Origin of the sequence: uncultured Algibacter sp., assembly GCF_963976535.1 — a bacterium.
GTDB lineage: Bacteria > Bacteroidota > Bacteroidia > Flavobacteriales > Flavobacteriaceae > Algibacter_B.
Genome location: NZ_CAXBLF010000053.1, coordinates 1 through 23,917, shown reverse-complemented (window position 1 = coordinate 23,917; position 23,917 = coordinate 1). Strand labels below are relative to the sequence as shown.

General features: G+C 34.7%; 14 protein-coding genes. All 14 read right to left on the bottom strand.

All coding sequences use genetic code 11. The annotated features are described in order from the left end of the window. Positions 1 to 85: 85 nt before the first annotated feature. Positions 86 to 1,582 (bottom strand): T9SS type A sorting domain-containing protein, encoded by a 1,497-nt coding sequence (locus AAC024_RS12760; protein WP_339895870.1) that lies wholly within the window; start codon positions 1,580 to 1,582, stop codon positions 86 to 88. A gap of 474 nt (positions 1,583 to 2,056) precedes the next feature. After that, positions 2,057 to 5,356 carry a VCBS repeat-containing protein gene (locus AAC024_RS12755; RefSeq protein ID WP_339895869.1) on the bottom strand — a complete coding sequence of 1,100 codons (3,300 nt, stop codon included), beginning with the start codon at positions 5,354 to 5,356 and terminating at the stop codon, positions 2,057 to 2,059. 92 nt (positions 5,357 to 5,448) lie between these two features. Further along, the gene (locus AAC024_RS12750) at positions 5,449 to 6,333 is read right to left on the bottom strand and encodes a glycosyl hydrolase family 17 protein (RefSeq protein WP_339895868.1); all 885 of its coding nucleotides are present in this window, start codon (positions 6,331 to 6,333) and stop codon (positions 5,449 to 5,451) included. A gap of 2 nt (positions 6,334 to 6,335) precedes the next feature. Further along, on the bottom strand, positions 6,336 to 8,690 hold the full coding sequence (locus AAC024_RS12745) for an MFS transporter (RefSeq protein WP_339895867.1): 2,355 nt from the start codon (positions 8,688 to 8,690) through the stop codon (positions 6,336 to 6,338). A gap of 231 nt (positions 8,691 to 8,921) precedes the next feature. Continuing rightward, positions 8,922 to 9,833, bottom strand: a complete 912-nt coding sequence (locus AAC024_RS12740) for a glycosyl hydrolase family 17 protein (RefSeq protein WP_339895866.1) — start codon at positions 9,831 to 9,833, stop codon at positions 8,922 to 8,924. Positions 9,834 to 9,919: 86 nt separating this feature from the next. Beyond that, the gene (locus AAC024_RS12735; RefSeq protein ID WP_339895865.1) at positions 9,920 to 10,417 is read right to left on the bottom strand and encodes a hypothetical protein; all 498 of its coding nucleotides are present in this window, start codon (positions 10,415 to 10,417) and stop codon (positions 9,920 to 9,922) included. A gap of 184 nt (positions 10,418 to 10,601) precedes the next feature. Beyond that, a complete protein-coding gene (locus AAC024_RS12730; protein ID WP_339895864.1) occupies positions 10,602 to 12,032 on the bottom strand; it encodes an MFS transporter in 1,431 nt (476 codons plus the stop codon). A 19-nt stretch (positions 12,033 to 12,051) separates the two neighbouring features. Then, positions 12,052 to 13,548: a glycoside hydrolase family 30 protein gene (locus AAC024_RS12725; protein ID WP_339895863.1), complete on the bottom strand. Its 1,497-nt coding sequence runs from the start codon at positions 13,546 to 13,548 to the stop codon at positions 12,052 to 12,054. Between the two features lie 19 nt (positions 13,549 to 13,567). Then, on the bottom strand, positions 13,568 to 14,866 hold the full coding sequence (locus AAC024_RS12720; protein ID WP_339895862.1) for a glycosyl hydrolase family 17 protein: 1,299 nt from the start codon (positions 14,864 to 14,866) through the stop codon (positions 13,568 to 13,570). Between the two features lie 2 nt (positions 14,867 to 14,868). After that, entirely contained in the window at positions 14,869 to 16,098 is a 1,230-nt protein-coding gene (locus AAC024_RS12715; RefSeq protein ID WP_339895861.1) for a glycosyl hydrolase family 17, read from the bottom strand. A gap of 54 nt (positions 16,099 to 16,152) precedes the next feature. Continuing rightward, the gene (locus AAC024_RS12710) at positions 16,153 to 19,611 is read right to left on the bottom strand and encodes a hypothetical protein (protein ID WP_339895860.1); all 3,459 of its coding nucleotides are present in this window, start codon (positions 19,609 to 19,611) and stop codon (positions 16,153 to 16,155) included. Positions 19,612 to 19,631: 20 nt separating this feature from the next. Beyond that, positions 19,632 to 20,960, bottom strand: a complete 1,329-nt coding sequence (locus AAC024_RS12705; RefSeq protein WP_339895859.1) for a glycoside hydrolase family 2 TIM barrel-domain containing protein — start codon at positions 20,958 to 20,960, stop codon at positions 19,632 to 19,634. A gap of 11 nt (positions 20,961 to 20,971) precedes the next feature. Next, on the bottom strand, positions 20,972 to 22,522 hold the full coding sequence (locus AAC024_RS12700) for a sugar porter family MFS transporter (RefSeq protein WP_339895858.1): 1,551 nt from the start codon (positions 22,520 to 22,522) through the stop codon (positions 20,972 to 20,974). 9 nt (positions 22,523 to 22,531) lie between these two features. Beyond that, on the bottom strand, positions 22,532 to 23,917 hold a 1,386-nt coding region (locus AAC024_RS12695; RefSeq protein WP_339895857.1), incomplete at its 5' end, for a glycoside hydrolase family 30 beta sandwich domain-containing protein.

The window sequence follows — 23,917 nt, the reverse complement described above, 5'->3', positions numbered from 1 at the left end:
AATTGCCATGTACGGCACACAACAAAAAAGGAGTGGGGAACAACCCCACTCCTTTAAAACAAACTTAATAAACTAAACTAATTTTTTAGTTTTTAATCAATTTCATACTACTAACACCTGCTTCTGTCTTTATTTGAGCAAAATATAAACCAGCTTTAAGGCTTGATCCGTCAATTACAGTTTCAGTTTTATTAGGCTTTAATGACAATACATTTTTACCTAAAATATCAAATACTTTAATGGTTTCTATTTGTGCGTTTTGCGCCTTTACTCTCCAACTATCTTGTGTTGGGTTAGGGAATACTTTAAATGACGCTTTATTAAAGTCCTCAGCACTTAACACCATGTTATTATGGAAATATAAGTTATCTACATAAAATGGACCAACCAGAGAACCTTCATCTCCAGCCACTTGAACAATAACCTGTTGTATATCATCTCTTGCATAACCAGGATTACCATCGAAAGCTGTAAAAGCAACATCCATTTCATGCCATGTGCTTGAAGCCAAGGAGGTTGGATCAAAATTCTTTTGGATATTAGTTCCGTCAGAATATTGTGCAATTACTATAAAAACTGTTCCTACAGCAGAAGGTGAGCCCTCAAAGTAAAAGTCAATATGCATGTTAGTCATACCAGACAAATCTATGTTTGGAGGAGTAGTACCAAAATATTGATATTGAAAACCAGATCCGTTATCCGGAGTAGTTGTCGAAAGAATAGTATTACCAGAATAATCTATTTCTGTAACTACTGCACTACCAAATGTTTGATAACCATCTGTTGGAGTTTGTGTATAGGCATTGCCGTAAATAGAAACAACATCTGCAGCAGCTCTAGCAGGTGGTGTGGTAGGTGGACCCGTTGGAGGCGTTGGACATGCAGAACAAACTCCTCCACAATCAACACCCTCTTCGTCTTGATTCATTATTCCATCACTACATGTTTCTGCAGGGGGTCCTATAGCATCTCCCGCCCAAGAAGTTACATCATCTACATAGGTGGTAGTAACAAGAGCCGAATTCATTCCACAACCTGCACACCAACCATCAACATTAGTATCAAGATTAAATAAAGGGAAAAACACGATGCTTCCAAATTGATCATTTGGTGGATTATATCCAGGTTGTCCTAAATCCGCTCCTACAGTAAAGTCTGCAGTCATTAGTTCCCAACCCGTTCCTCCATGAGATACGGCAGTTTTAGATTCATCAGCCGTGGTAGATCCAAGATCAGGAGTTGATAATTTTACAAGAAAACGTTTTGGAGAAGTAGAGTACAAATTAAATGTAACTACCTTGTTAGTACCAACACCTGTGGTAGCATCTCTCATGTCAATTTTATTGTCTTGCATTACAAGCTGCGCACCTTGCCAAGGTTGACCAGCCGCAGCAGTAATTAATTCAACCGAATTTGCGCCAGAACTAGCTTGCGTAGTACTAATAGCCACGGTTGCCCCACCATTATCATCAGCCCAAGTTATTGTTGGAGCAGTGCCATCAAAGTTTTCTAATACATCTGTTTGCGAATACCCAAAGGATACAGTCAAAAGAATTAGTAATAAAGTAATTTTTTTCATCATAATATATATTTAGATTAGTTTATAAAAAGGAAACAAGCATTTCTGATATTGAATTAAATACAATTAAAGTCTACACTAAATTTCCATATTCATAAAGATAGCCTAAGGTTTTTATTAAATACACAAAGAAGACCTCAACAAAAAGTATACATCGCAAAAAAACACACAAATTATTCATTTTTTAGCAATACAGCGATACTATTTGCGGATTGTCGGTTTTTTAGATAAAAATCAAGTGGAATCAAAATTCAACAACATGTAGGTATTTACCTATATGTTGTGGAGATGTTGTGGTAAAATTACAAGTTGTTAAGGAATATTAATAATTGAAATAGCTGAATTGGGCTGAAAACCATCGTTTTAATTAAATAAACATGAATCTATTCTCAAAACTTGTCTAATGATGATAAGGTCGTTAACACTTTTTTAAACCCTAAATAAAATTAAAACTGTATGAGTAATTATATGTTAACTCTATTTATATCTGATTTTAAACATAGATAATGACTCATTATTATTAGTTATTAATAATGTCTTATCACTTTTTATTTTAATAGATTGAACAGAACGGCTATCTAAAGGCACATGTAAACCACTAAGAGCGGGAGGTAAGGGCTTAAAATTATTGTTTCCATCTCCAAGTAGGAGATAACCATATCCTGCATCGTAACGTGTAGTTTCAACTTCTACACCAAAATGATTCCCTACAATGAGTATATCTTTAAAACCATCTGAATTAAAATCATCAACTAACGACGATTTAATAGGACTAACTTGAGCTTGAATAGGCAGTGATTGGCGCTTTAGTTGGCCATCTTCATTAATTAAAATAATGCTTTCAAAATTATTAATTTCATAAATAACGGCATTTTCAACTTTTTCCTCTGGAAGTATATCTAATAGTTTAGATGAGGCAAAACTATGGTAATCCTTAAATTTCTCAGCCACATAAGGCATTTGTTCGCTAGTACATTCTCGACCACGTAGAGGCACATAATCATCTTTATAGAATTTTGCCAATACCACATCATTAGTTCCGTTATTATCAAAATCATTAGCATAAACCTTAAAAGGATGCTCCTTAGTGGCTTTAAATTTATTGTTTCTACCCAAATTACCTATAATGTAATCATCATCTCCATCATTATCTAAATCGTTGGCTGTTATAGACCACCATAACCCTCTTGTATCTTTAAGCCCATACTTTTCAGAGCTATCTTCAAATTTACCTTGGTTATTTGTTAAAATGGTGATAGTCATCCATTCGCCAACCAACATAAGATCTTCATCGCTATCTAAATCTATATCTGTAAAAACAACATCGGTTACCATGCCAATATTTTCAAGGTTAGGTGCTATATTATTTGCTCCTTTTGTAAAAATGCCATTATTATTAATTAAAAAATAACTACTTGCTGGATATGGATATTTACCTGCAATAAGCCTTGTGCCTATAAACAGATCTAAATCACCATCTTTATCAATATCAGAAGCTTTTACGCACTGTGTACTTTCATATATATTTGGTAATGCTTTTGAGTTATTTGAAAAATCGCCCAAACCATTGTTTATATATAATCTATCTTTTAATAACGTATTTCCGCTTTTAAATTCGTTACCGCCACTAGTAACGTATAAATCTAAATCCTGATCTCCATCGGCATCAAAAAATAATACCCCTAAGTCTTCAGAGGCTTTATCTTTTTTCCAAGGTTGCAATGTACTTTCTTCAAAATTACCTTCTCCTTTTTGTAAGTATAAAACACCTGCTTGTTCAGCTGCGCCTCCAATAAATAAATCTTCTAAGCCATCACCATTAACATCTGCTACAGCCGAAAAAGGCCCATTATTTGATAATTTATGAGGTAAAAGAATTTCTTCTTTAAAATCATCAAATTCATTTTCTTGGTGTGTATAATCAATACCCAGATTTTTGACATTAATTTTAGTTAGTAACGTTTTTGTTTCTAAGGTTTCCTTGTCTTTTAAAGTTGCTTTTGAATATTTGGCAGTTAGTATTTTATTTGCACTTACATTTTCAAAAAGATTAGTTTTCCCATCTGGCCAAATCACTTCAACTTTATCTATTTCTATATCTTTCCCGAGTCCAAAAAATATTCCGGGTTCTACTGAAGATATAAAACCGCGAGTCACGCTATTTTCTGCTGCTTGTAATTTATTATTGTAGCTAATAATTGCTTTTGCTCCAATACCAAATCTGTTTTTATCGGAACCCTCAAGTTTAATCTTTAAAAAATTTCCAGTGGCTTTGTTTTCATAAATAAAAGCAGGGGCGTCCATATTATTAGTTACAACATCTAAATCGCCATCATTATCCAAATCGCCGTAAGCCATACCGCTAGAAAAACTGGGCGCGCTAAAGCCCCAATCTTTTGTGACTTTTTGAAATTGAAAGTCTCCATTATTCCTGAAAGCATAATTTGATATGGGCTGAGAGGGTGCGTCTTTACTAATCTGAAATAATTCCTCCGCAGTAATATTTTTTCCGTCAAGGTTATTTAAAAGTGTTAAATAGTCATTATTATCAACATCTTTTTTAATACCATTAGATATTATTATATCTTTCCAACTATCATTATCCAAGTCTACTAAAAGGCTTGCCCAACTCCAATCGGTATTAGAAATTCCTGCAATATTTGCAACGTCTGAAAAACTACCAACTCCAGTATTTATTTGTAACGCATTTGCCATATATTGATAATGAGCTCCAGCTTCAACCATGATATTAAAAGCCTCTGTACTCATTGAACCCATATTGGTTTTAGAACGATAGTGGTCTTCTGGTGTCATATCTGTTGTGAGAATATCGATTAAGCCATCGTTATTTACATCACCAGTGTCAGAACCCATGCTAAGCTGTGTTATATGATTTAATTGCTCATTAATTACATTACGAAATGTACCATCTCCATTATTATAATACATAAAATCGGGTTCTGCATAATCATTAGAAACATACAAATCCATCCATCCATCATTATTAAAATCGGAAGCATTAACGCTTAACCCGTAAGCATAATCTCTTGATATCCCTACTTCTTCTGAGACATCCTTAAACCTTCCGTTATCGTTTCTATAAATTCTATCTCTGAAATATTTATAGCGTTCAGCTGGAATCTTATTAATTAAAAGCACCTTTTTGTCTGCCGGTTGATTCACTTGATACATATCTAAATCACCATCATTATCCATATCAAAAAACACCGCTTGTGTTGAATAACCAACATCTCCAAGACCATAAGCCATAGCTGATTCTGTAAAAGTGAGGTCTTGATTATTTATATATAATTGGTTTCTGAGGTCTTCGAGTTTTAAGGAATTACCATTTCTACTTACATAAATATCTAGATAGCCATCCGCATTAACATCTGCCATAGTTACACCCCAAGTCCAACCAGAGTTTTTTGCAACTTTAGATTTTTTAGTTATGTCTTCAAATTTGAAATCCCCTTTATTTAGATATAACCTATCTGAAACTTGATTGCCTCCAAAGAAAATATCTGACAATCCATCATTATTAATATCTCCAATAGCCACTCCAGAACCAACATAAATTTGACTATAATAATAGTGATTCAAGATTTTTGTCTCACGCATCGTATTGCTGAAATCAATTCCCGTGGTTTCTGAAGTGAGTAATTCTAATCCTCCGACTAAAGTTTCTGGATAAAGATCTCTTATAGGTTGCTGACAGGAAGTTGCAAAAAGAGTAAGCAACAGTATTATCTTTAAATAAAGGGCTTTGATTTTCATAACAATTATTTAGACACTAGGTAAATGAAAAAATTAGCATGTAGAACATTTACTTTCAACATGCTAATTTAAAAAATCTATATCATTATATTTTAAAACTTTAACTTTTCATCTTTATCCCATAATCCCCAAAAAGCTCCAACAACGCCCTCAGAACCAATTTTCCAAGATTCATCAAATGATGAGAAATAGAACATCTCTGTATCGCTTTCATCAGACCATACTTGTGAATTGATAAAATACTTAATAGCATTTTCATGTGAAGGGTGTGCACCTTGAAGCCCTTCTCCATAAGATGGCCAACCTGTTTCTGTAATAATTACTTTTTTGCCGTTACCTGCACTTACTGCTTGATTATACATATCCTTCATATAAAGCAACGAGTATTCTAAACTACAGCCTTCCCAATACGGGTAGCAATTTGCTAATATAACGTCGCAGGCCTCTGTAATTCTCGGTCTGTGACTAAACTCATAATAGGCATCTACATATCCCATTGGTATATTTGGAACAGCTGTTTTTACTTGGTACATAAAACCTAAAAGTTCATCTTCGGTTAAATCACCACGATACATAACTTCGTTACCCACAGCAGCAATATCCACATAGCCATCTTTTGCTAGTTTTATAAGTCCGTCTATTTCCTTTTTATTAATTTCGGCATCATCACCTAACCATGCGCCCACTAAAGTTTTAATACCAAACTCTTTAGCTATTCTGGGAATGGCCTCATTACCATCGGTGCATGAAAAAGAACGAATCCATTTCGTGTATGGCTTAATAATTTTCATTCGCCTTCTAATCTGTTCTTCAGTCATTTGGTCACCGGGTTTCTGACCTTCTTCGTATGGGCTAAAACATAGCCCATGCATACCATTCTTTAATGTTTTTTTGAATAGATTCTGTAATCCTTTTGTTGTTTTATTATCAAGATTTAATCCTGCTAATGATCTTATTTTATCCGCTCTGTACGACATAGTTAATTGTATTTTAATTTTTCGTTTTTATCCCATATTCCCCATCGTTGTCCTACATCACCTTCATGATGTGCTTTCCAAGACTCATCAAATGACGAGAAATAAAATAGTTCTATTTTTTCCTGCCGTGACCAATTATTTGCATTTATAAAATATCTCATTGCATTTTCTTGAGAAGGTTCAGCATCACTATTACTATTTCCTTGATTTGGCCAACCTGTTTCTGTAATAATTATTGGTTTATCCTGAGCGGCATGTTTAGTAACAGCATACATTTGTTTTAAATAAATTGAAGCTTGCTCAATACTAAATCCTTCCCAATATGGATAACAATTCGCTAAAATAATATCACATGCTTCCACTAGCTTTGGACGTTCGTGAAATTGATAATAGGCATCCACATAACCAACTGGGATATCTGGTAAGGCTTGTTTAACTCTATTAATATAGTCCAACATTTCTTGCTCGGTCAATTCATTACGCAGTAAAACTTCATTACCAACCACAGCAATATCAACGTAGCCTTTTTGAGCCAAATCAATCAATGCGCTAATCTCTTTTTCATTTTTAGCTTTATCGCCATCAATCCAGGCTCCTGCTACGGTTTTTAAGCCCATTTCATGCGCCACTTTAGGAATATACTCATTACCATCAGTACATGAAAATGAGCGCACCCATTTGGTATATGGCGATACAACCTGCATACGCCTGCGTATTTGCGCTTCAGATAATTGATCGCCAATATTCTGTCCTTCTTCATAGGGGCTAAAACACAATCCATGGATTCCGTTATTTAATGTTTTTGAAAACAGAGCTTTAATATCATCGTGTGTTTTTACTGAAAAATCAATATCTGATTTTAAAGCTGTATTTAAATCAAAATCGCCAAGTGACAGTAACTTCTCAGATTGATAGTAAGATGTAAGCTTAGAAGCAGCATCTTGTTGGCGCTTCTCTATTTGAGCACGTATTTCATTAGCACGATCTTCAGTAATATCATAATTTCGCATAATCCACATGGCAGTTAGTGTTCCAAGAATAGGAATTCCAGAGAACGCAGCTCTTAAACCAATTATGGACTCTTCAGTTTGGGTTTCTGCACCAGAATCAAAACCAACAAAACTCATAATGACCCCGCTTAATCCTCCAGCAATAGCAAAACCAAATTTTACCATCCACCAATAAATGGCTCCAAATGTACCCTCTCTTCGCTTTCCGGTATTAAGTTCATCCAAATCAATCACGTCGGCAGTCATAGACATCATCAGTACAAATAAACTCCCAATGCCAAAAGAGAAAAAAGGCAACGCAATTATGAACAAATAAGGTTTACCAGGAACAAAGAGAAACCACAACATTATATAGCCTACAATGGATATACCTTGCGAATAAATAAACGCTGTCTTCTTACCAAGTTTTTTCGACATTTGCGTAACCATAGGAATGACCAAAAATGTTGTAACCAATGCACCCAGCGACCCAAAAAGCGTCGGCCAAATACCAGCAGCTCCAGCATCACCATCAAAAAGATGATAAACAATTATAAAAAAGGTAAATGCAGCAATGGCGTAAAATGCATTGTAAACCAAAAATGTGGCAAAACAGAGTTGCCTAAATGCTTTTAGCCCAAATGCATCTTTAAAACCAGATATTATTTCTTTAAGACTGCCTCCAATCGTTTTAAAACTAAGCGGCGAATAATCTTCATTTAAAGTAGATTTACTTTTTATAAAAATGGCAGGAACCATAGCAAAAATCATACAAATAATAGCGACCCAAACAGCGAGTGACCTTGTGGCAACTTCGGCTGTTTCAAATAGCTCTTGATCGTACATGATGACCCAAAACCAAGGCGCAATAACCCATGCCCATTGCCCAATCCATTGTGCCACACCCATGATACTCGTTCGTTCATGAAAATCATTACTCATCTCATAACCCATGGCTACATAGGGCACACTAAAAATGGTAAGTCCTAGATAAAACACAAACGACCAGAGGATAAAATACATAAAATTATAATCCACTCCATTTACTCTAAACAATTGCCACATAACGATAAATGAAATACCCATTATGATAGCTCCTAAGAATACATATTGTCTACGACGCCCCCAACGTGATTTCGTATTATCCGATATAAAACCCATTATAGGGTCTGTAAACGTATCGAATAATCTTGGTAGGAAGTACACCACGCCCCACATCCATCCTGGAAAACCAAGATCCTGAACGAGCACGACCATAAAAATACCTAGTGCTGCAGGAAACATTTGATTGGCGAGCATACCAATTCCAAAAGCGACTTTTTGCCCGTATGGAACTTTATCTCTTGACGCCGTATTAATTATTGACATAATTTAGTATTAGTTAATTGACACTTGTTTTTATGATTTTAGAGACATAGCCGTTAAAAATTGTATATCCGCATTCTTATATAATCTATAGGTTCTTAATCCAAAATTGAAAATTTACTTTATTTTACCATTATTAAAAGCCATCACACTACATCCATATTAATGTTGCAATAAAACAATTGCGACCAAAAATTAAATTTGACAATTTAAGTTATTTACCTGAATTTGCCATTAGAACTTTAAGTTCTCATGCTTATCCCAAAGTCCCCAATAAGCTCCAACATCACCTTCATCTCCCGTTTTCCATGACTCATCAAAAGATGAAAAATAAAATACAGGGATCTCATTCTCCTCAGTCCAATGAACGGTATCTATAAAATATTTCATAGCGGCATCATCGGAAGCTATAGCACCATCGAGACTTCCTCCTTGACTTGGCCATCCCGTCTCAGTAATAATGATGGGTTTTCCTTGTGCCGCATCTACAACAGAACCAAACATGGCCTGCATGTGCCCTAAGGCATACTCTATAGGACAGCCTTCCCAATATGGGTATAAATTCGCCAAAACTACATCTGAGCTCTCAACTAAAATAGGATGCCTTGAAAATTCGTAATAAGCATCTACATAGCCTACAGGAATGTCTAATCCTGCTAAAGCTTCTTTTACACGATTAATGTAGCCCACTAATTCATCTAAAGTCAAATCATTTCGATATAAAACTTCGTTGCCTACTGCTGCAACATCCACCTTACCATCTTTAGCAAGTGCAATTAAGCCTTCTATTTCCCTTTCATTATCGTCTTTATCATCACTAAGCCATGCTCCAACTAAAGTTTTAAGACCATGCTTTTTTGCGATTATTGGCACATATTCATTTCCTTCAATACATGAAAACGATCGAATAGCACTAACATAAGGTTTTAATATATTAATACGCTGCTCAACTTGCTCCATGCTTATATCATCACCTGGTGATTGCCCTTCCTTGTACATACTAAAGCATATACCATGAAATCCTTCCCGCATGGTTTTATGCCATAGCGCTTTTAACTCTTCTAACGAATAATCTGAAAGGTTAATACCTTGAGTGGCTTTCTGACTATATTTTGATTTATAATATGACTCTTCTCTATAAGACATTTTCTTTATTTAATTTTGATTAATTATATATTTAATGTAATAATAAATGCTTTTTACTAATGTGTTTACAATAAGTTTCTATGAATTTAAAACACGCCTCTACAATTTTTACTTGTATATATTTTGATTCTATCCACTTCTTTTGCGCCGGATGGTATTTCTTCAAGTTTTAATCCAGGATAGTTGTCTTCTTCCTTCCATTTTGCTATGGTGGCACTAAAAAACGATGAAGCGGTAGCATCTGATTCATAAATAATCAAATCATAGGCCTCACCCTTATCTCCACCAAAACGTGTAACAACTTGCCATTCACCATCTCTTTTGTAAGAGGTGTTGGTATGATCTGATTGTGGGTAATAACGATCGTCTGTTGGACGAATCAATACCCAAATATCATTTTTTTCACTCAATTCTGGATAAACCCCCATGGTCAAGATTCGACAATCAACAGAATCTTTATCTACTGGAGAAATGACTTTAGCTGCCTTTACTGGACCGGTGATTTTCAACTTATTTCCAATTGAAACTTGTTCAATGTGCCCATTGTATTTAACTAAGTCAGATGAATAGCTCGCGTATATCATAATTAGAACACCTATGATTCCTGCAGGTATTCCAAGTTTGGTACTAATAAGTCTTGTACTTGAGTTTCTTTTTATACTGCTGAGGATTGCAATTAATATAAGTACAATCCCTACGATGATTATTATGTTTGTTGACATTTTACTATTTTTTTAATTATATAATCTACTTAACAAATTAACATGGTTACAACACGCCTCTTCTTTCTTCTAATTGAGCTGTAATATCTTTTGCTCTTTCTTCAGAAAGACCATATTTCCACATAATCCAAATAGCCAAACCTGCTGTTACTACAGGAATAACTATATCGGCGATTCTTAATTTTGTCATGGTATCAACCGTCTGTGTAGCAGCATTGCCGTCGAATCCAATTAACTTTAATACTAGACCTCCTAAAACAAGGGCTAATCCTTGTCCAAGTTTTACAACCCACCAATATAATGCACCGAAAGTACCCTCTTTCCTTGGCATGCCATTAACAAGTTCATCTAGATCACAAACATCGGCAGTCATACTCATCATCAAGGTGAATAAACTTCCTAAACCAAATGACATTAAAGGTATTGGAATAAAAGAAAGCCAAATATTATCTGGAGTAAAAGCCCACCACTTCAAAATGTATCCAACTATAGAAAGGGCGGTTGAAATAATGAACGCTTTCTTTTTGCCCCATTTTTCAGCCATTTTTGATACAATTGGAATGACTAAAAATGCTGAAACCAATGCTCCAATCGAGCTAAACCAAGCAGGCCATGTTGATGTGGCTTCATAGCTTCCGTTAAAAATGTAAAAAACGAAAATAAAAAAACTGAAAGACGCCACAATTTGGTAACCATTAAACACTAAAAAAGTAGCACCACATAATTTCATAAAGGGTTTATTTTTCACAGCCTCTTTTATACTCCTGAATAAATCTTTCATATTACTAATTAAAGAGGTAAAACTTAGTTTCTTTCTATTCCCCATAGGAGCAGTGTCTATGCCTCTACAAAATATAGCAGGTAAAAGGCCGAGAAATAAACAAGCGATTCCAACATACATGGCCATTGTTCTGACTCCTTCGGCTTGATTACTAAAAAAATTTGGGTCAGCAATAATGACCCAAAACCAAGGTACAATTACCCATGCTAACAGACCAACTGTTTGTGAAAACGCCATTAAACGTGTTCGTTCATTATAATCGGAAGTCATTTCATAGCCTAGGCCAACCAGAGGTGTCGCAAACATGGTATTACCAATAAGAAAAACCATAGACATAATTAGGAAGTACCAAAAATTATAGTCTGAAGAATTGTTTTCGTCAAGTTGCCAAAGCAAAACAAATGTAATAGCACTTAAAATACCTCCTACTAAAATGTATGGTCGCCTTCTGCCCCATTTAGAGCTTGTGTTGTCTGAAATAAATCCCATAATTGGATCGGTAAGGGCATCAAAAAATCGTGGTAATCCACCTAAAAGTCCTGCCAATAAAGGATCCATCCCGAAAGCTGTTAGTAAGAAGAACATAAAGAATCCTAAGGCTCCTGGATAAAGGTTTAAAACCAAATGGCCGGCTCCAAAAGCTGCTTTTTGACCAAGAGGCACTCTATCCTTTGTGGCTGTTTTAATGGTTGACATATCTTATTGGTTTAGTTAGTTATAGTTCGTTTATTGGAATTAAAATAGTTTGAATAGCCTGAGCATCTATTGAAAATTCTACATTTTTTCCATGCATTGATAGGTTAATACTTTTTGGGGTTTTTGTTTCATTAAAAATGACTACGGCTGTAGTTCCATCGGGGTTTATTGCTGCTGTAACCATCAGTTCTTCGTCAGAGTTATCCACTCCAATAACTTTAGCATTAGGTCTTATGTATTTACTAAAATGCGCCATGGTATAGTAGAGCGGAGTAAAATAAACTTCATCTTTATCAGGATCAACAATTACTGGTGCAACACACCAGTTTTCAAACCAATTTGGGCCACCTTGTCTATCAAGTACCATATTCCAATCTACCCATCCGTCTACCCAATTGTTTAGGGTGCCAATAATATCTCTGGCATAACGATTTACGGGCGCATATTTTGGGTGTAGATATTTTTGATCTTCTGGCGCCCAATCCCAGCCCCAATCTGTAGCTTCCTTGCTCCAGTACCACGCATCATCCTTCCATTTTGGTATTTCCGAATCTACACAGGCTTCAGTTTGAATTAAAAGTTTATTAGGGGCTTTGTTATGGGCATACTGTAATTCCTTTGGATAAATTTCGAAGGTACTATCATACCAATGAATGGCTGTTCCGTCAAAATATTTTGAAGTTGCTTCATTTTTATACATAGAATCAACCCAATCTTTTAAATGTGCACGGTTTTGATCGAATCCTAAAATTATTTTATCTCCATATCCGTCAGCCTCTAGTTTTGGACCTAAATAATTTTGTACAAAGGCTGTCATTTCATCAGGAGAATAATGCATACTTTCCCAATTATTCCCATTACCCATGGGTTCATTTTCTACAGTAAAACCCCAAATATCTATGCCTTCATTTTTATAAGCATCTAGATATTTTGAAAAGAATAACGCCCAAGTATCATAATATTCAGGAAGTAGTTTACCACCAACCCAACTGTTATTATCCTTCATCCAAGGAGCGGCTGTCCAGGGAGACGCGAAAATTTTAAATCCATCTTCTGATATGGCCATCGCATCTTTAATCATCGGAATAAGATCATCTCTATCTTCTTCAATTGTAAAATGCTCTAAACTCATATCCGCTTCGACTGGTGAATATGAATATTGACCTAATGAGAAATCACATGAGTTCATGTGCGTTCTTGTTAAAGAATAGTTTGCGCCATTTTTAGCGAAATAGGCCTTCAAAATTGTATCTCTGTTTTTTTTACTTATCTTGTTTAATAAGTAGGCAGAAGATTCTGTAAACGCGCCTCCAAACCCCGTAATAGTTTGAAAGGTGTCCTCTGGTTTTAACTTAATTGTTACCAAACTATCAGCCTTCTGAAATTCAGAAAGCTTAGTTAATTTGTTTCCTTTTGCAGAAGTTTCAAAAACTTCAACCTGTAAATTGCTTTTTGTTTTATTACAGCTCATTGTAATTATTAAAAGACTGAACACGAATAATTTAATTGGTTTCATTTTTTTGATAGTTTATTTATCAATGGGACACGCTAAACTCTATAGCAGTGGGAGGAACTAAAACGGTCTCCATTAATTTTTCTTTATTTCCATTAAATGTTTTTGTAACAGGGTTTCCATCTCTTGTTAAGCCCTTAAATATCCCTTTATCTACTTCATCCCAAAGCACATATTTTGCCTTGCCATCTACTGTGAATAATCCAAAATGCTTTTCAGAATTTCCCGAATCATCACCACCTTTCCAAGGTTCGTCAAATCCTTCGAAATAAAAACACGACATTCCAGCTTCGTTAGTCCAGTCTCTCATGTGTTTATAGTAAAGTGCTTCTTTGTACTCATCGCTAGCTTTTGATCCATTAGCACCATAATGACCTGAAGAAAAACTTGCCCATCCAGTTTCCCCAATATGAATGGGTTTAGTGACACCAAGACTTTCCATATATTTTTTTACGTTTTCATATTGCATCATCGCATATTTCTTAGCTCTTAACATGGAAATTTCGATTTTTTCCATATCGCTTTTACCTTCCAAACCTTCAGCATTTAACCAAAATTCTGGCTGATAATGTGTATCATGCATCGGGTAGGTGTGAACCGACAGAAAATCTACTGCTTTAATTAATTTATTTAAATCTTCTACGTGGTACTCTTCGCCACCGCCTCCCCAAGAGGCAAAATTATCTGAACTAGTTACCCATAAATCTTTGGGTAGTTTACCTTCTTTCTTTAATTCCTGAAGATGATTTACCCATTTTAAGATTATCCATGGTTCTACATAATAACTTGCTGCCCATTTAACCATGGCTTCATTACCCACAGCAATTACTTTCACAATATCTGGATACTTATTTGCCAAATGTGCAGCTACTAAAATTTGTGCCTCATTTGCTTCACTTTCTTCATTGTGAATTGGTTCCTGATCTGTCCATGCATTTTTACTATCTATCCAAGCACCAAGCATCACGTACATTTCGAAGCTTGGGTTTTCTTGTTTTAATTCACTAATGGCTTTTAGAAGATTAATGGCTTGAGGTTTATGTACTTTATAAGTACGAAGTATTTTAATACCCATAGCTGCTAATAGCTTCACGTCATCTTTAATTTGATCTATTGATGGTTCAACACGATCATCGGCATCCCTATAACCACCATACGACATGGCTAAATAATCAGGATTTCCTAAAATATCTTTAGCTGAAACTGCTTTCGTTAAAACTTCTTCTTTCACATCATTCTTTTTAACTTTACCACAAGACGATATGACACCGAATAATAAAATCAGCATACAATTTCTTATGATTAATAGATAATTTCTCATAATTAATAATTAAAAGTTACTTCTCTTTTTAATGGTGGAACTAGAACCTCTGATAGTAAATCCTCTTTTTTACCATTATATGTTTTAGATATTGCTTTGCCGTCTCTTGTTAGTCCGTTAAAAACACCTTCGTCAACTAAATTCCATATAGCATATTTTGCTTGCCCTTTGCCATTTATTAGTCCAAAATGGTTTTCAGAACCACCTTCGTTATCGGCATCTTTCCACTGCTCATCAAACGCTTCGAAATAAAAACATGACACTTTTGCTTTATAACTCCAATCTCTAATAAGTTGAAAATACCGTCCAGATTTATACTCGTCTGCAGCTTTAGACCCACTAGCACCATAGTGTTCATTAGAAATTGTTGCCCAACCAGTTTCCCCAATATGTACAGGTTTATTAACCCCTAAGCTTTTCATATAGTTTACAACACCATCGTATTGGTTTGTTGCAAAATCTAGAGCCCGCTGCATTACAGATTCAATTTTTTCCGAATCGGACCATTCATATTCGTTTTCAGGTACTACCCAAAAGGCAGGGTTATAGTGCGAGTTATGCATTGGGTAGGTGTGCATAGATATATAATCTACTGCTTTAATAAGATTCGTTAAGTCTTCACAACGATAACTAGGGTCTCCGGCGCCCCATGATGAAAAATCATCTGAACTCGTAATCCATAAATCTTTAGATAGTTCTCCAGAGGTCTTTAAATCCTGTAAATGATTTATCCATTTTAAAATAACATTAGGGCGCACGAAATAACTTGTAGCCCATCGCACCATGGCTTCATTTCCAACGGCTATAATCTTAACAATATCTGGATACGCTTTTGCTAAGGCAACGGCTCTATCAATTTCACCAACATTTTGTTCACTTTCAACCTCGTGATTTGGCACTTTATCAGTCCATGCGTTTTGGCAATCTATCCAAGCGCCCAACATGACATACATTTCAAAGGCTGGGTCTTCTTTTTTTAATTCAGTAATAGCCTTTAATAAGTTTGGGGCTTGTTGCAATTGTACATTATAAGTTCTTAAAATTTTAATGCCCATAGCAGCTAAGATTTTCATGTCTTCCTTAAGCTGTGGAATTGTAGGCTGGATATCACGAGATTTCTGCCTATATCCTCCATAGGAAATTGCCAAATAATCTGGATTTCCTAATATTTCTGCTGCTGTTATATGTTTTTGTTTTGTCACTTTTTTTCTAACTTTTTTACTTTTTCCCATCACCTGATGGCAAATAAAATGGTTGATAGATTATTGTTATAATTTATAAATCTTCTATTTCTTTACAGAAACAATTATCTGGTTAATCTCTCCTGTTCTTTCAAATACTTTTTTACTTGTTTGTGAGTCAAGTTCTAAAGTGTCAAACTCTAATACAGTATCTTGACTGAATACTACTTTTAAATTTTCCTTCTTAGCTAGTTTATAAATAATTGGAATTTGACAATAAGTAAAACATAATGAATTGGCTTCTAATTCAATTTCTTTTTCTTCTTTATTGATATTTGTATAATGAAATATTTTTGATGATTTTAAGAACTCACTTTTTCTTAATAAACGCGGATTGAAAACGATGCATCCGTTATCAACAAAAACACCTAATTCTCCTATTCGGCATAATACATCTTCCTTAACTTGCCCAGTCATTCCTGGTTGTTGCGCGCCTTTTGTTGCTGGTGTATGCGAGTACGGATCGGTTGGGAAAGCACCGTATAATTCTGGTGATTTATGCACACCAATGCCTGCGTTTATTTCGTAATAATGGTCTAAGAGTTTACCGATAAGTTCTTCACTTTCATTATTATTAATAGCCAACAAACAATTTTCTTGAACCGCTACTAATAGTTTTGAAACCATGTGCCAATAAATAGACCCTAAGCCTTCATAACCATAGAAAGTCCCTGAACGTCCTGTAAAAGATTTATGATTGAATATATCTTCAAAAATATTTAACAATAAGGTTGTCTCTTTTTCAACTAAAGGCTCATAAGCCTCTAAAGGCAAATTATTCAATGCCTCTTTCAAACTATTTGCATTGTTGAAATTGCCATTAAAATGATAATTGCCTAAAACATCCTTTTCAATAATCTGCGCATTTCCATCAGCAACCAATTGTTTTAACAACTCCGATTGTTCCACTTTATCAGAAGGAATATTATTCCTTTTATCAAACCTTGGCAATTCTCTGTCTGGATATAAAATATAACTGTATTGATCTTCTCTAAATAAAGCGCTACTTTTTAGTCCATCTAACAAATCCAAAGCTTCGTTTGGCGCTAAATAACCTGAACTTAATGCCGCTACTTGACCCTCTAACATTTCTGGTAAATACGATATAGATACTTCGCTATCATTTTCTACCGTCATAAGGTTATAGGCGTGATACATATTATCTGATCGCTTATTCGCATCTATAGTATGTTGCAAATATGCTTTTGTAGTTTGAAGAAATTCTAAAAGTTCTGTTTTACTAACCGCAGTTTTATCACTAGAAAAACCATTCTCATAAATACCATCTCTATATTTACTTCCTGCTTGCCCTAAACCATCTAACACTGTTTTTCTGTCTTTATTTGAAACATGTCCAGAAAGGATATTTTTATTAGTTTGAAGCGTTGCAACAACTTCATTAAAAAATGTTGCTAATTCTGAGGAGATTTCTACCCGTTCTGTTTCTGATTGTGAAACAATTTTTTCGAAGAAATTTAAAAAGCGATTTAAGTAATTTAGGGTTACCATTGAAACACCGTTGCCCACTAAAGCATTATTAGCATCGTTCCATTCTGGACGCTGAGTATTTAACCAAATACCGCCTTCTGGTATAAAATTGGACACTTTTGCCAATACGGTAGCTAATAATTTTTCAATAAGATTTACTTTATAAATAAAGAACGTTTTGTCTCTCAATAAAGCACCATCTGCTCCTAATTCTTCTTTCTTTTGATGAATTTTGGCATCTAAGTCATGGTCAAAATCAATCGTATCTTTAGGATTAATCAGTGTATGCTCGTAGCTTTTTATTTTATATGGTACATTGGCATACACAAAAATGTCTTCTGAAAAACGTTTTTCTAATCGGCTAGGGTAGTGGTCTTCAATAAATTCTAAGAATTTTAATAAGTAAATTATTTGATGATCGCCCCAATAACCAATGTAAGACCAGGGGTCGTTTTCTTCTATAATTTCCCAATCAAAACCACCTTTTGTAACTCGGTATGGATTATAGCCTTCAAATGTTGTAGCATTTAAAAACTTATGAATCATACTTTCTATATATTCAGGATAAGCATGAGCCAAGGCTTCCCAGTTCTGAAAAATATCTCGCCAGTTGCCTTCGTAATCTAATATTTTAGAACCATCTATCTCGCTTCTTGTATTAATTGAAAACTTGTTCCAAGGTCTACTTGGGTCACCGTGTCTTCTACTAAACTTTAGTGGTAAATATTCAAAACACAGTCTTTTGAAATTTTTGTCTTCATCTTGTTCTGCAATATTATGAATATCATGTAATGTGAATAGTTCAGGCAATGCGTTTAATACATCTTCTTTCTTTTTAAACACTTTCTTGTTGGCATTGGCGATATATTTTATAAAATCTTGCCTTTCTATGTTATAACCATCATCAAAAATACCACCGCGCATAATATTGAAAAGCGTATTAGCAAAGTGTCTGCTGTTGGTAAGTGTATCATCAGATGCTTGTAAACCATCAGATGCTCCCGTTAATTGAATTAATCTTTTGGTTCCAGCTTCAATATCCTCTTGAACTAGGCCTGCCAAATCTGCTTCATTTTTTATCATTTCTGAAATTTCAGTTACTCCTGTAATAGATTGGTTTACATTAGTAACAAACATCCAGTCTTTTTCTGAATTTGCTTCAAGCTCTAAATCTGAAGAAATAAAATAAGCTCCTTTTTCAGCTTTAATATCTATTTCTTGTTCCACCTTGTTTCCGCTTCTAAAATTATCAAGCTGTAAAGACGACACTAAATGTGTTGGGTTTTCAGCACCTATAGACCAAACGATATTAGATTTTAAAGCTTCACTTGGTTCTGCTTTATCAACAATAAAAGCACTAAGCGCATAAATACCTAATCCAACTTCTGGTAGTAATTCACTTTTTTTATAGGCATCAACTAAATTACTTCTACTGTTTTGTAAATCAGAGGTAACTCCGGATGGTAAAATATTTTGCAATCCGTCTAAAAAAGTAACACTTATGTTCTTAAAAGAATTGTTTATAATCGTTGATGTCTTTACAAACCCAAATTGATTACTTGAACTCCATTGATATCTATAGGTAAGTCCTAAATCTTTATTAACCTCTTCAAAAATTACTTTATTACCATAACTATTCTTGTATAAATTCCTAGTAATGCGGTACAACCCCGATTGTCTTACGGAAAAAGGCTCCCAAATATAAGTTTTACCTTTAATATGAATTTGAAATATGGTTTTGCTCCCTGTAATATCAGCGGATTCTGTTATTTTATCATCGGTATAATAGGGGAATAATGAAGATTCACTATTTTTTCTTCCTGCTGATAATCCACCATTGCTTGATATAAACATCCAGTGATTTGAATCGCTCACAATGCTCATAAAGAATGGACGCATAGCATCGCTATTGGAAATTTTATAATAATCTTCGTTATCAAAATTTACCAATTCTCCTTTTATATCTTTAGATTCTATAGAAGGTTTTTCTTGTGTATAAATTTCACTATTACTCATTAAAGTTGGTTTTATTGTTTTTAATTTACTCTGAACGGAATATTTGCTGTGGCCGCATGGTCATAACCATCGTCTGCATAAACAAATAACCGATACAACCCTTTTTTAGGCGATTTGAACTGTAAGTTTCCTTTTGAATTATTAATTATTTCTATTTTAACCGTGTTTGGGCGTTCTTCTTTATCTCCTCCATCTTTCAAATCGGTGCTCTCATGCAACACTTCCCAAGAATACGACATAGTATCCTTTTCAAAGTCCTTAATTTTAATAGATGCTACCAGTTCTTTTCCAGAATCAACAATCACATCATCATAAGCCGTTTTGTTATTTATGGTAAACGATTCTATTTGTGGCGTTCTGTTTTCTGGCCATTCGCCATTCCATATATAATGCATCACATCTACCGACTCGGTTTCTTTGCCGTCTTCTAAAAACACGCCGTACCATGTTGGCGTACGTTCTTGCTTTTGTCCCCATAAAAACACATAAGAACCTAAACATTGTGTGGTATCTGATTCTATAGCGATTTTATACCTTTTTAAATAATTGGCAGCTTTTACCGTACTGTTTTCTTCAATAGGAACATCCCAAGATGTTTTTGGTACTTCCCAATGCCCTGTAGCTCCCCACTCGGTGACCATATATGGCCCTGTCCAATCAAAAAGTTTTAAATATTTTGGTAATTCTACTATACCTCCATATAATTGAATAGATAGTATATCAACATCAGGACAACGTTCTTTTATATAATTGACCACTTTTTGCGAGCCTCCTGCAAGTGTTGTTGTGGTTGGGTGGTTGGGGTCTATTTCATGAATCATTTTAGAAATGTCGTTAACAGCATCCCAAACTTTAGGGTTGGTTGACCTTAAATTCAGCTCATTGCCTATAGCCCATATTAATAAAGCTGGATGGTCTTTAAATTCTAATACTTCTTTTCTAATTCTTTCTTTTTGTTCCTTAACTGCAACGTCATCGTTATAATCAAACCCATGTCGTTCTCTGGCTACTTCTATTCCCATAGTTACCATTAAACCATATTTTTGAGCCTCATCTAAAACTTCTTTGCCGCTTTGTTCGCCGTTTTCTGTTCGCCAAGTTCTAAACGAATTCCCATTGTGTTTAGCCAAAGCAGGAATATTACCAAATTCTAATCCAGCGCCTTTTATATAAAACGGTTTGTTATTTACTAATAACTGGTACTTTCCTTCGGTATTATTTATAGTTACTTTAGCGGCTTTACTTTTTGATGTACTCAATTCCAATTTTGTTGTATTTTGTTCAGATTTATCATTTTTACACCCCATAAGTGTTATAAAGCAAAAACATAGTGTAAAAATATTTTTCATCTGTACAGGTATTAATTTGTAACCAGTTCTCTTTCTATTTGTTCTAACGATTTTCCTTTGGTTTCTGGCAATATTTTTAGCATCACAAAAAATCCAATACATGCTATTGCTCCAAAAATGAAAAAGGTTAATGCATTTCCTAAATTTGACAATTCCCAAGGGAAAATAAGTTGCACAACCCAACTTATAAAAGAGTTTACAAAGGCTATAACACCAATAGCAAATCCGCGATATTTATTTGGGAATAATTCGGATAATAACACCCACATTACAGGCCCCAGTGAAAACGCAAAAAAAGCAATAAAGCCTAAAACACCAATTAATACTAAGGTTGCATTGATGCTAGTTGCTGCTTCTAAAATAGCTCCGTCGTTTTTAGAATATATTTGATTTCCTAAAACCGATTTCATGTCGTTTTTAAAATCAACATCGTTATCATAAACTTTATCAGCGTAAATAGATAGCTTGTTAGCACCCTCAAATTTTAATGCTGTAATAGATTCTGAAGTTAATTGATACGTCGCTTGTTTAAAACCATAAGCACATAGTAAAAGGCTTATTGCAATACCCGCTGTACCTACTAAAAGTAAAGGTCGTCTTCCCATGCGGTCTATTAAATACATAGCGACAAGTGTAAAAACCACTGTAATAGAACTTAACAAAACACCTGAAGCAAAAGCGGCATCTGTTCCTATTCCTGTTTGTTTAAAAATGGAAGTGGCGTAAAAATAAACAGCGTTTATTCCGGTTATTTGTTGTAAAACACCAACGACTAAACCAACGATTAAAACAAATCTTAATGCTGGTTTAAATAGGTCTTTTAACTTTACTTTTTCTTCGGCTTTTATAACGGTGCCCTCTAAACTGCTTAAAATAGTATTAACTTCTTCTGTTGCTTTAACTTCGCCATAAACGCTTACCAAAACTTTTTTAGCTTCTTCATTTCTGTTTTTTGTAAACAACCAACGCGGGCTTTTCGGAATAAAAAACAAGAAAATAAAATACAAAACTGCTGGAATTAATTCTACCCCAAGCATCCATCGCCATACGTTTTCATCTGTAAAAAAAGAATCGCCAGATGTGTTGTATTTATTGAAATAATAATTGCTTAAAAATGCTGCAAAAAAGCCTAGAACAATGTTTAATTGTTGAATTGAAACGAGTTTACCTCTGTTTTCGGCTGTAGAAATTTCTGCAATATAAGTTGGCGCTAAAACCAATGCAGCCCCAAAGGCTAATCCGCCAATCATTCGTGCTATATAAAGCATTTCGTAAGAGGTGGCGTAAGCCGAGAATAATGCTGAAATTGCATATAAAAAAGCGACTACTACAAGTATTTTTTTTCGACCAACAATATCGCTTAATCGTCCTGAAAAAATCATGGCAATCATGGCTGCGAATGATGGTGCACTTACTACCCAACCCCAAGGTATTCCTCCTTCATCCAAATTAAATTCAGGACCTGCATAATTCATCACACCAGAAATTATACCCGCATCAAAACCAAAGAGGAAACCTCCTAAGGAAACTACAAATGTTATGAGTATTAATTTTTTAGACATTTATAATTTTTAGTTGGTTAATACTATAGTTTGAATGGAATGTGGCAATGTTTTTAACATGGCCGTTTTTGATTCTGTTGTAAGGCTATAATCTATATGCTTATCACTAGCGTTCATAACCACTATAATAATACTTCCATCTTCATTTTTAAATCCTGTAGTTAATAAAGCATTAACACTAGATACACTTACAATACGTTTTGCTCCTGGGCGAATAAACTTAGAAAAATGCCCAATATAGTAGTATGAATTGGTGAATGTTAATTCGCCAGTATTAGTATCTCCATGAACTGGAGAGAAACACCAATTCCCAACATGGTTTGGCCCTCCTGTTTGGTCTAATAGAATATTCCAATCGGTCCAAGCTACCGTACCATTATTAAAATCGTTAATCATAGATTTACCATATCGCTCTGCTAATTTTGGGTCTTCGTTTTCAATTCTTTCTAGGTCATACTTCTCATTACAGCCTTCTGTAAAAATTAAATTTTTATCTGGATATGTTTCCTTAACTCGCTTTACCGCATCAAACATAGGAATGCCGTCTTTCCAATCTTCATACCAATGAAATCCCATTCCCCATACATACTTTGCCGCTTCTGGATCATTTAAAATAGTGCTGGCTCTTTGAAATAATAAATCACGGTTATGATCCCAAACAATAATATTTTTATCGCCTAAACCTTCTTTCTCCAGCATAGGCCCTAAGTAATTTTTTAAGAAATCGCGCTCTTCTTCTGCTGTGTAAATACAAGATTCCCAACGCTGAACCGCCATCGGTTCATTTTGAATGGTTAGTCCCCAAATAGGAACCCCTTCTGCTTCGTAGGCTTTAATAAACTTAGCGTAATAATTTGCCCAAGATTGATAAAATTCTGGAAGTAACTTGCCGCCTTTTAGCATATTATTATTAGACTTCATGAAAGCTGGAGGGCTCCAAGGACTTGCGTACATGGTTAATTTTCCGCCTGCAGCTTCAATCGCTTTTTTTGTAAATGGTAGCCTATATTTTTTATCGTGTTCTATATTGAAGGTTTTCAATTCTGAATCGCCTTCTTCAATATACGTATAGCTTGCTGTTGAAAAATCGCAACTATGAATAATAGTACGCCCTAAAGAGTATCCAATACCTTTTTCTTGATTATAATACGCTTCTAAAAATTTAGATTGATTGTCTTCTGATAGTTTATAGAAGGTTTCAGCTGCTGCATCTGTTAAAGCGGCGCCAATACCTAAAAAGGTTTGAAACTCTTTTGTAGCATCAACAATAACTGAAGCCTCTGTTTCCAAAGGTTGTTTGAATCCTTCAAATTTTAATGAATCGGTTAATGTTAATTTTAAGTTTGAACTGTGTGCAGTTGTGTAAACTTGACTTTTAATGGTTTCCATATTTAA

Coding starts and splice junctions, on each gene's coding strand:
- AAC024_RS12740 (WP_339895866.1), bottom strand. CDS start 9,833: ATGTCTTATAGAGAAGAGTCATATTATAAATCAAAATATAGTCAGAAA.
- AAC024_RS12715 (WP_339895861.1), bottom strand. CDS start 16,098: ATGGGAAAAAGTAAAAAAGTTAGAAAAAAAGTGACAAAACAAAAACAT.
- AAC024_RS12700 (WP_339895858.1), bottom strand. CDS start 22,522: ATGTCTAAAAAATTAATACTCATAACATTTGTAGTTTCCTTAGGAGGT.
- AAC024_RS12760 (WP_339895870.1), bottom strand. CDS start 1,582: ATGATGAAAAAAATTACTTTATTACTAATTCTTTTGACTGTATCCTTT.
- AAC024_RS12705 (WP_339895859.1), bottom strand. CDS start 20,960: ATGAAAAATATTTTTACACTATGTTTTTGCTTTATAACACTTATGGGG.
- AAC024_RS12710 (WP_339895860.1), bottom strand. CDS start 19,611: ATGAGTAATAGTGAAATTTATACACAAGAAAAACCTTCTATAGAATCT.
- AAC024_RS12745 (WP_339895867.1), bottom strand. CDS start 8,690: ATGTCAATAATTAATACGGCGTCAAGAGATAAAGTTCCATACGGGCAA.
- AAC024_RS12750 (WP_339895868.1), bottom strand. CDS start 6,333: ATGTCGTACAGAGCGGATAAAATAAGATCATTAGCAGGATTAAATCTT.
- AAC024_RS12725 (WP_339895863.1), bottom strand. CDS start 13,548: ATGAAACCAATTAAATTATTCGTGTTCAGTCTTTTAATAATTACAATG.
- AAC024_RS12720 (WP_339895862.1), bottom strand. CDS start 14,866: ATGAGAAATTATCTATTAATCATAAGAAATTGTATGCTGATTTTATTA.
- AAC024_RS12735 (WP_339895865.1), bottom strand. CDS start 10,417: ATGATATACGCGAGCTATTCATCTGACTTAGTTAAATACAATGGGCAC.
- AAC024_RS12755 (WP_339895869.1), bottom strand. CDS start 5,356: ATGAAAATCAAAGCCCTTTATTTAAAGATAATACTGTTGCTTACTCTT.
- AAC024_RS12730 (WP_339895864.1), bottom strand. CDS start 12,032: ATGTCAACCATTAAAACAGCCACAAAGGATAGAGTGCCTCTTGGTCAA.